Genomic DNA, 10458 nt, shown 5'->3' on the forward strand with positions numbered 1-10458 from the left:
CAGCATCGGCCTGACTACTTGTCCAGGTGACCACATAGCCACCATTGACAAGCGCTGTGGAGCGGGCAAAGGCGCTTATCGTGTCCGTACCGAGATTATCGCTGACCCGCTGCTCCGCTTCCAGTCTGATGGTAAACTCGCTGTCATCATCCTCAAAGTGGAACGTGTTAACACCGCCCACCGTAGCGCTTCCTCCGAGAGCGGTCAGTTCAATAAGACCGTTGTTGGTTGCAATCGTGTAATAGTCCATTGTCCCGGACAACGTTGCGACACGCGATGTTTCGGTAATCAAGACACTTAAATTGACGATCGGGTCGTAAACGTCCCCGACATCAAGCGTGAAGGTCTCACTGGTTGAAAGATCACCCGTATCCGTGGCTGTGACAGTGACAACAACCTGGGGTTCGCTTTCGTAATCCAGGCTGACATCGTCCTTCAATTTTAAGGTGCTATCCAAAACCTCGAAGCGGTCATCATCAACACTATAGGTGAACGTATCGCCAACATCTGGATCGCTGACCGAGAGCGTGCCAATCACTGCCCCTTCGTCACGCTCCTGGACCTCCGAACCCGTCAAGGCGATATCTTCAGGGGCATCATTGACAGGTGTAATCCCCAGCGTGAACGTGTCGAAGGCGTCGTATGTGCCATCCGAGGCCGTAACGGTGAGATCAAACATGCCGTTGAAGTCAGCAGGCGGTGTTCCGCTAAAGGTGCGGGTGGCGCCGTCAAAGGCGAGCCAGTCCGGAAGGTCCGATCCATCATCCTGCGTGGCGGTCAATGTCAACTCATCACTGTCAACGTCCGCAAAGGTATCTTCAGGTAGAGTGAGAAGAACCGGCATATCTTCGTCTGAGGCATGATCCGCAATTGAATTGTTAACTTCCGGCGCATCCTCCTTGGACCAAAGATCGAGAATTGCAGTCCCCGGCGTTTCGCTTTCGCCATCGGAGACCACAAAGGACATCTCGAAATCATCACCGTTCAAATCGAGCACCGGGGTAAACAACCATTGTCCGTCAGCGACCAATTCGATCGTTCCGACAGAGGCATTAACGGACACCGAAGTGACCGACAGAGAGTCTCCATCTGCATCGGACGCATGGGCCAGCAACTCAGCTTCGGTAATCGTCCGGGCACTGTCCTCATCAATCCCGCCCAGATCAACGGAACCGCTGACCACTGGCGCATCGTTGACCGCCACAATCTCCAGCGTGAACGTGTCAGAGATGTCGGATGTGCCGTCCGAAGCTGTGACCATGAGATCGAACGTGCCATTGAAGTCCGCGGGTGGTGTGCCGCTGAAGGTGCGGGTGGTGCCGTCAAAGGCCAGCCAGTCCGGAAGGTTGGAACCATCACCCTGTGTGGCGGTCAATGTCAGCACATCGCCATCCGCGTCCACAAATGTATCGTCCGGCAGGGTCAGAAGGACCGGCATATCCTCATCCGAGGCATGATCCGCAAGTGAGTTGTTGACTTCCGGTGCATCCTCTTTGGACCAAAGATCGAGGATTGCAGTCCCAGGCGTTTCGCTTTCGCCATCGGAGACCACAAAGGAAACCTCGAAATCATCGCCGTTCAAATCGGGCAACGGCGTAAACAGCCATTGCCCATCAGAAACCAGCTCCACCACTCCGACAGATGCACCAACGGACACCGAAGTGACCGACAGAGCGTCCCCTTCCGCATCAGACGCATGAGCCAGCAATTCGGCTTCGGTAATCGTCCGACTGTTATCCTCATCGATCCCGCCCAGATCGACGGAACCAATAACCACAGGCGCATCATTAACCGCCACAATCTCCAACGTGAATGTGTCGGAAACGTCAGACGTGCCATCCGAGGCAGTGACCGTGAGATCGAACGTGCCGCTATACTCCGCAGGCGGTGTTCCACTGAAGGTACGAGTGGCGCCGTCAAAGGTCAGCCAGTCCGGAAGGTTCGATCCATCACTCTGTGTGGCGGTCAATGTCAACGCATCCCCGTCAACGTCCACAAAGGTATCGTCCGGCAGGGTCAGAAGAACCGGCACATCTTCATCCGAGGCATGATCTGCAAGCGCATTGTAGAGTTCAGGTGCATCCTCCGTGGCACGCAAATCAAGAAATGCAGAGCCTTCACTCTCATCCTCACCATCAGAGACCACAAAGGAAATCTCGAAATCTTCACCGTTCAAATCGGGCAATGGCGTAAACAGCCATTGTCCATCGGCAACCAGTTCGATCGTTCCGACAGAGGCGTCAACGGACACTAAGGTGACCGACATAGGGTCCCCATCTGCATCAGACGCATGAGCCAGCAATTCGGCTTCGGTAATCGTCCGGACGTTATCCTCATCAATATCGCCCAAGTCGACCGGTCCAGAGAATGTGGGGGCTTCGTTTCCAGGGATCAAATTCAACGTTGTCTGCGCAGTCGTTTCTTTGAAGCCATCAAAAACTTCATAGGTGAGGATCACGTCTCCCTCAAAGTCCGGATCTGTCAAAAGAACATATTGGCTGCTTCCGACACTTTGAATTTTCCCATGATCTGAACTCATGGAAACGATCTGGCGGTGACTTCCTTCATCCGAGTACACGATATCAAGCAGGTCGTCGGCATTGATGGAGTATGTATCGCGTTCTGTTTCCTCAAGTACTTCCAGCTGGCTGGTTGAAGCAGGTACAGTTTCATCTGCAAACGAGAAATTCGCATAGCTGAGATCATCAATCTCAAGACCTGAGAATATCAACTTCTGACCATTTTCAAGATCAAGGACCACATCATCGCCCTGTTGTGACAGCCTGGCGCTGATATCGGTGAAACCGGAAATGATGTTCGAGAACGCCGAGAGGTCCACGGTTTCTCCCGGATTCCAGTACTCGAAGTCCGTAACGATGTCCGTGGTATTTGAATGGACAAGGATTATGAAACGGTCTGCTCCATCGCCCCCTGTCAGGTTGTCGTTTCCGCCATTCCCTTCGAGGGTATCATCTCCGCCAGATCCATCGATCGTATCGGCTCCGGATCCTCCAACCAAGGCTTCATCCTCGTGGGTTCCGGTATACTCGCCATCATAAAAATCGAAGGAACTTGAATCTATCGAACGTCGCAGCATCGTGGCATGAAAGTTTCCATTGGAAACTGAGATATTCAGAACATGATCACCTTCGACATAGTTTTTTAGAGTGAGCGTCTGCCCTGCGCCAAGGTCAACAACCGTGTCGTCCCCTGAAGTGGTGATGCCCATGTCACTGAACGAGCGGATATCAGGAAAATCGGTCAAGTCTATCTTGGCATTCTCAAGTTCCGTAATGCCGGTTTGATTGCTTTCGTCGAATACTACTTGGAGGTTGTTTGGCGAGAACGCTTCAACATGCGTTGTGATGTTTTCACTTCTGAACGAGTAAATCGCATCCTTAATCCCCACACCGCGTGTAATCTTAATGTAGTCAAATGCGTAAGTGTTCGAGACAATGGTGTCGTTGCCTTCGCCTGTTTGAAAATAGTCCCCAGCAACAACATCCTCTTCAGCGATGGTATTCGGCATACCAGTATGTACATCGTCGTCGTCCGTTCCGATGAATACGTCAAACCCGGAGGTTCCAACAGTTTGTGTCGTAATCAATCCGGGAGCTTGGCCATTTGTGAACACAAAATCATTGAAACCAAGGCCTTGATACTGTCCGGTAAACTCAATGATGACATTCTGATCGTCAGGAAGCCGGAGTACAACATGGCTCCAATCAACTTGTTTCACGATTTCCAGAAGGCCTCCCGCAAAATCAAATGCGGACAAGTCTATCTTCTCGTCAGTGTTGTCAAATTCGTAATCCCGGATTGTCGTAGTCGAACCAGGATTGACCTCGATGACAAACCTGTCATCACCAGAGCCACCCAACAGCGTATTGTCCCCACCGCGTCCATTCAGGACGTCATCACCTTCATGACCTGAAAGTAGATTGTCATGACTGTCTCCACTTAAGACATCGTCAAATCTGGAGCCATTAACTCCTTCGATGGACACGAATGTATCGCCCGATGCGGTACCCCCGCTGGCCGTTCCTGCAGCAAGGTCAACAGCGATGGCCTCATGAGAGAGAGAGTAACCGACAATATCCGTATCGGCTCCCCCGTCAAGCATGTCAGCTCCTTTACCCCCTACCAGTGCATCGTTCCCTGTGCCACCGAACAACTGATCGTCCCCATGTGAGCCATACAGGATATCATCGCTGCCCAGCCCTTCCAGTACGTCAGCACCCAGGGAGCCGCTCACCGAATTGGCCAAATCACTGCCGCGTTTGATCTGATCATTGCCTGCCAAAGGACTATCAACAACAATTTGGTCAACATTGTCTGGCAACACAAACTGATCGATCGTTAGTTCATCGGGCAATGCGTTCTTCACAAGCACCCTCCGACCACCATCAAGCGTGATCAGAGTGTCTGTCTGTCCATATTGCTGCAGAAGAACCTGATCGATCATCTGATGGCTCAGGTCGATTCTTTCATTGGGATCGGACAGGTCAAAATCGTGGATTGTCGCAATCTGATCCCTGATCTCGACAAGAATTTTCTTAGATTCGACATTATCCTTGGGTTGACTGTCATCCGAAGTGGTCTCACCGCGGCTCACCATGAAAAACGTGTCCGAACCGGTTCCGCCAAAAAGCTCGTCTTCACCGGAAGAACTAATCAGGGTGTCATTCCCGCCACCGCCAATCACGACATCTAATCCACCAAGGCTTGCGATGACGTTGTCACCATCGTCCCCGATCAGCACGTCGTTGTTTTTACTTCCTCTAATGTTCTCAATACCAACGTATACATCATCCACGGCGGCACCAGAAAAACCACGGCCCCGGGAAAGATCCACGACAACGCCTTCTTCATTAAAAGGGTGGTTATAGGCAATCGTATCTATCCCTGTGCCGCCATTAAACGTTTCAGCCCCGTCATAGCCGACAAAAAGATCATCTCCTCCTTGGCCAAACAGCACGTCGTCACCATCCGCCCCGAACAGGTGGTCATTGCCATCACCACCATAGATCAAGTCGTCGCCGCGTTCGCCGTTAATCAGGTTGGCATGCCCGTTGCCAATCAAGACGTCGGCAAACTGTGAACCATTGACGCCTTCGATGCTCGTGAATGTATCCCCTTCGGCATGGGCTCCAGCGGCTGCTCCAGCCGCTAGATTAACGTACACCGCACCATCAGAGTCATTGTAGTCAAGCTGGTCCGTGCCCTCTCCGCCATCAATCGTATCGGCCCCATCGCCTCCACTGATGTTGTCATTGCCCGCACCACCAAAGAGCTGATCCTCACCCTCCTCTCCGCGCAAAATGTCGCGGTCGGCGCCGCCATCAAGCACATCGTTTCCGGAACCGCCTTCAAGGCGATCATTGTCGCCTCCCCCTTCAAGGCGATCATCACCATCGCCGCCGCTCAGGAAGTCATGCCCATTGTTTCCGAGCAGAGTATCGTCGCCATCTTCTCCAAAGATGAATTCGCCACCACCACCACCGGAGATCACATCCGCCTGATCCGTCCCAACACGAGTGGCTATGCTCAGGATTTCTGCTTCCCCATCGGAGCCCGTATAAATAACGCCGTCATCCGCTGTGATTGTTTTCTCGCCGACGAATAACTCCTCGCCAGCCAGTTGCGACAAGGTTGTATTGATGGTTGCAGTATCTGTATTCAACTCATCGGCGTTCAAAATGAGAATATCGGCCAGTTGCAGCCAGAAGGTTCGCGCCTGCTCTTCTGTCAGCCCAGCACTGTAAGATGTTGCCAGTTGGGTGATTACATCAAGGGTTGCGTTCAATAACAGTTGATCCGATGCAAACTCGTAGGTCGCGTCCGGAAAGATCTCTTTCAGCGGCCCCTGCACCAGGAAACGTTGGGTCATGACCCCGTGAATCATTGAAAAGGCTTTTTGAATGCCCAGCGAGGCGTTTACGCCAACATCCGGCGTTGCGCCACGCTGTAGCCATGTCACACCGCCAAATTCTTCCAGGAAATCGACCTTGCGTGCGTCTATGTTGCTGCCAAGCCCTTCAGATCGCGCGTCGGGATCATTGTCGAAAACACCCGCCCATTGGAGCAGAATATCCTCCACAAGACCCGGTGCTTCATTGAGATACTCAACCGGCATTGTCGCAAGCGTCGTCATCATCAGGCTGAGAACCGGGTCATCGCTCAATGCGAGATGCATCGAAGCCAGGGAACCGTATCCCCGCGATTGCGGAAGAAGCAGAGCCTCAAGTTTGATTTCCACCTGGCTGCCAAAAACCTGGGATTCAGCACCCTTGTACCAAGTATTGATATTGTCGTTCAGATAATGGGCATCAACAACCTCGAACGTCTCTCCACCGGCCTTCTGGTAGGTCGAAGATGACGAAACGTAGTTCTCATTCACGTAGTAGTCTTCTTCAGACTCATCGAGCGAGATTGAAACAATGTCGTGATCGGTCAGGGAGCTAAGTTCCTCAGCCTGACTTATCCCATCCATATTGAGGTCACGCCAAACGAGAAACTCGTCGAAGTCGTCGTCATTTACGTCGATCACGCCGTCCAGATTCGTATCATGCAGGCGCAGCTTGTCGAAGGCTGGCATCTGGTCATCACCATAAAGCTCGGTGATGTCATCAATTGTGCCATTGCCGTTCCAGTCCATCGCCAACTGACCGTCATCCGGGCCAACCCAACCCACACGTTCGGCAAACCCGTCCGCATCGATGTCAAAGTAAACGTTTTCGTCATATGTATGGGTCAACTCGACTCCATCACCATCCAGGTCAAGCACAAGCGGGCTGACATGGTTCATCAATCCACCGAAAAACTCGAATGGGAGCGTGAGTAAATCGCTCACCGGGCTTAGGATGGTGTTTGTCAACAACGTGGACGGGAAATACGCGTCGATGGCGTCAAAAACCACCGTCGTCTGATTGGTCAGGTAGGTATAGGTCTCATTTGCAAATTCGAACGTGAAATCATTCAGGTAATCGTTCGCGTCTTGCCACACGTTGCTTACAAAACTGCTTTCTAACCCGAGATTGGTGAGGCCAGTTGAAATTGTCGAAATCGGAGCTGAGATAAAATTATATGCGCTATTCAAATGCCCGAGCGTGTCGTCAAAATAGCTAAAGTTGTCCCAAATAAAGCCGTCGTCCGCAGAGTAAACTGGGCCTGCCAGACTCTCGTCATCATACGTCGTGTTAAAAACCGCATCTAAAAATCCGCCAAACGTGTTTTCAAGTTGAACCTGTTGCTCATCCGTCAACGTTGGACCTTGCCATACAGCATCTTGTTCATTATTTTTTGCGATGCGCGCGTCTCGCCAAGCATTCAACTCTGCCGTTTTTTCGGCGCTTGGAAACTCGTAGATGCCCTCTTTATGGCTAATCGGATTTACCCACCCGTTAGGCGCTTCAGCTGTACCATAGAGCCAACCATCGATACTGTCCGGATCAAGACGCCCACCAGCGAGGGGCATGAAAAACTCCGGGTATTGATCAAATAAGTAACCACCTAAGGGACCCCCTCCCAGCGATCCTGCTATACCCCCAAGCAAACCTGCGCCCGCAGATACCCAAGGTCCCAGCTCCAGAGTACTAAACGCAGCTGCACCGCCAAGTGTGATCCCTCCGGCAGTTTCGAAAAGATACCCGGTCCAGAGCCGCGCTGCCCCCTCTACATCTCCTGCTTCAATCAGGCTGTTTGCACTCACTTCGGTCGAAGCATAGGCGATGATATCACCAAATGGCCCAAGCTGCCGTGCGCCTTCCATGACAACACCGAGGACTCCGATTTTAAGAAGTGGGAAATCTCCATAAGAACCGGAAGACGGTGCATTGTAACCATCGATATCTGCCTGGGAAAAAACATCCGTGCGAATGGAGATATCTTCTCCTTCGGGCAGTACACTTTCAACAAATTCGGAATATGTGCTTTTTTTGATCGTACCATCCAAAAGGCCTTTGTTAATTAGTCCAATGGATGCTTCGGTAGATACCGCCTTGACAGCGGCAAACGCATCATCCAGCGGCAATTGGGAAAGCGTGGCTCGATCAATGCCATTGATTGTTTTGATATTGGAGTTGCCAAGCGCCTCTTCCAACTCGATTGTTCCGAAAATTCGTTCTGGCACTGCGTTTTGAAGAACCGCAACAATGTCACCCGATATGTTTCCAGCATAGCGCGCCGAAGCAATCCCCCAAGGGCTGTCAGGCGTAGCTGCGTTTACTGCGTCTCTGAAACCGGGACTCAGTGCATCGGCACGGTTAATGGCAGTTATAACCCTAGAGTCCTGTAGAAACTTTCCGGCATCTGTATCGGCAATCGAAACGATTCGCGCAGATCCTGAGGCTTCTTCGGAGTCTAGCGATAGGTTTGCAACAAAATCACCGGCGGTGTCGCCTACAGAAGAATTAAGCGGTGTTTCTCCCGATGAAAAAGTTGCCGTCGCACCATCAGGAATTGAAGCATCTAAGCTATGGACGGCATCTCTCAAAAAGTCGAGGGTTATGTTGCCGCCTAACGCTTCTGCTTCGGCGAGTAGTGCATCCAATTCACTCATTGCTCCACTCCCTCGATCAAATCCCCGTTGGCCAATTTTTCCTTGATCTTTTTAGAAAAACTGACATCTGCGCTCTGTGGTTCACCAAGGCGCATTCCTAGTACCTCTCCGCTGTATCTGGATAGCGCGTCTATTATGAAGGAAATCGCAAAGTCCTGTTCTTCACGGGAGCGGAACTTCTGAGCGTTGCTTAATGCAATTTTTGTCCGCTCGGCTTTTCCTGGATTGCGGAAGAGCACACCAATCCCGCCGATCTCCCAGAAATATGATCCATCATCGCGTCGCGTAGCAATATGGTCGTTAAAAAACCCGTTCTCCTTCATAGTCTTTGAAAAAGATATTGTGCGCCCACGGATATGCAGGAAAAAGGCCGACCGGTGTGTTTGGATAAACGCATCCCTATAATGATAGATGTAAATGTTAGGGTCGTCCGTCAGAAAGCAGCTCTCATCAATATCAAACCAAAAGCGGAGGCCGCCCTGAGTTTTAAAAATTTCTTCCTTGCCTGACTTTCCATAAGGACCGGGACTGTGTTTGTCGGCTTCGGTGAAGTGCTTCGTTCCATCTGCATCAATGATCATCGCACAAGTATCCTAATTCTATTTTCTTTTTTGTTTGGTCGCTCAAACCTAAGCAAATGGATGACAGCATTATCAGCGGTCATCGATTAAGTGGCGGGTGGCTCTGTCATAACGCGCACTGGATGTATGTCCTATATTTCTTATTTTACTGCCGATATGGGGGTTACGAGGAAAACCCCGCGCCCGCCGACAAGGCATAAACCAAAGCTCATCACTTTGCCTGCAGGATCAGAGGCGATGAGATGGTGACCACTCGTGATGCTAGCAATCAAAGACTGAGTTCATTGCTGGCAATGGCAATCACTGACCCAACCTTCGGGCAGACTTTTGTTGAGATACAAACACATCTGGAGCTTCCTGAATTGACGCCTATGCAAAGCGTTGTTTCTGGATAGGGCCGGGTTAGCGCGTTGGGAAATACTGTGTTTCTATATTTAGATAGCTATCATCTATGATGGGGTCCTAGGGTCAGGCTTCATTGCCAGTAGATGTCGGTTGCGGCGATCGACTATCGGCGACGGACATCAGTTCCGAAACGGCCGGGAATTTGCTGCCTGGTTGGGCCTGACGCCCGCAAACAAATCCAGCGGCGGCAATGAGAAGCTCGGTCGAATTACAAAGATGGGTGATCAATATCTACGGTCATTGCTCGTCGTTGGTATGACATCACTGGTCCGACGAACACGGTCACACCCTGAACGCGCCAGTAAGTGGTTGGCGTCATTGCTGGAGCGAAAGTCCGCCCCTGTCGCGACTGTCGCCATGGCCAACAAGACAGCCCGGATCGTCTGGGCGGTGCTCACCCGTAACGAGCCTTACAGCCTACGCGCTGCGGCCTGTGGGCAACAGGCGTTGGTTGAGCGAGGCGATGTAGATATATTCTATTCAGACCATCCCGCATAGTTGTCGTTCGTTGACAACGCAGCTTCCCACGCTCTGGGCTGGCTGCCGACATCTGACGACTTTACTCGGATGACTGGGGCCAGCCGATACTGTTGAAAAACTTGCCGAATGGAGCCCCTTCTGAAAATTCATTGAGGGGGTCGGCCTCAGACCTGTCTTAGTAATGTCTGAGGCTCTCAGAGGCCCCACCGGGCGCTTGGTTTCGAATGGGCGGTCACAATGGATTCTGGCAGAAAACTGTAGCTGTCAAATTTTCGAGTTTTTCAACAGAATCAGCCCGAACCGGCCATTCGATCTCCGGGCAGGATTGGCTGGTCAGCGGGACCAAGGGGACATTCGTTGCAACTTCGTCTATGGCTGCTTAGGGTCACGCTTGTAGGAATAGCAGGTACCATTTGTGAGACACGCCTCTAG

General features: G+C 51.6%; 3 protein-coding genes and 1 pseudogene. 2 read left to right on the forward strand and 2 right to left on the reverse strand.

From position 1 onward, the window contains the following. On the reverse strand, positions 1 to 8560 hold an 8560-nt coding region (locus tag ACFWW2_RS16560), incomplete at its 3' end, for a cadherin-like domain-containing protein (RefSeq protein ID WP_393929734.1). Next, a complete protein-coding gene (locus ACFWW2_RS16565; protein WP_393929736.1) occupies positions 8557 to 9141 on the reverse strand; it encodes a hypothetical protein in 585 nt (194 codons plus the stop codon). The genes ACFWW2_RS16565 and ACFWW2_RS16560, both read right to left, overlap by 4 nt. Before the next feature lie 504 nt (positions 9142 to 9645). Here ACFWW2_RS16565 and ACFWW2_RS16570 point away from each other — a divergent pair. Continuing rightward, positions 9646 to 9805, forward strand: a pseudogene (locus ACFWW2_RS16570) (transposase); the annotation flags it as partial. Further along, positions 9802 to 10044, forward strand: a complete 243-nt coding sequence (locus ACFWW2_RS16575) for a hypothetical protein (RefSeq protein WP_393929738.1) — start codon at positions 9802 to 9804, stop codon at positions 10042 to 10044. The pseudogene ACFWW2_RS16570 and the gene ACFWW2_RS16575, both read left to right, overlap by 4 nt. The last annotated feature ends 414 nt before the right edge of the window (positions 10045 to 10458 follow it).

This window comes from Yoonia sp. R2-816, from assembly GCF_046762905.1.
Lineage (GTDB): Bacteria > Pseudomonadota > Alphaproteobacteria > Rhodobacterales > Rhodobacteraceae > Yoonia.

Coding starts and splice junctions, on each gene's coding strand:
- ACFWW2_RS16565 (WP_393929736.1), bottom strand. CDS start 9,141: ATGATCATTGATGCAGATGGAACGAAGCACTTCACCGAAGCCGACAAA.
- ACFWW2_RS16575 (WP_393929738.1), top strand. CDS start 9,802: ATGACATCACTGGTCCGACGAACACGGTCACACCCTGAACGCGCCAGT.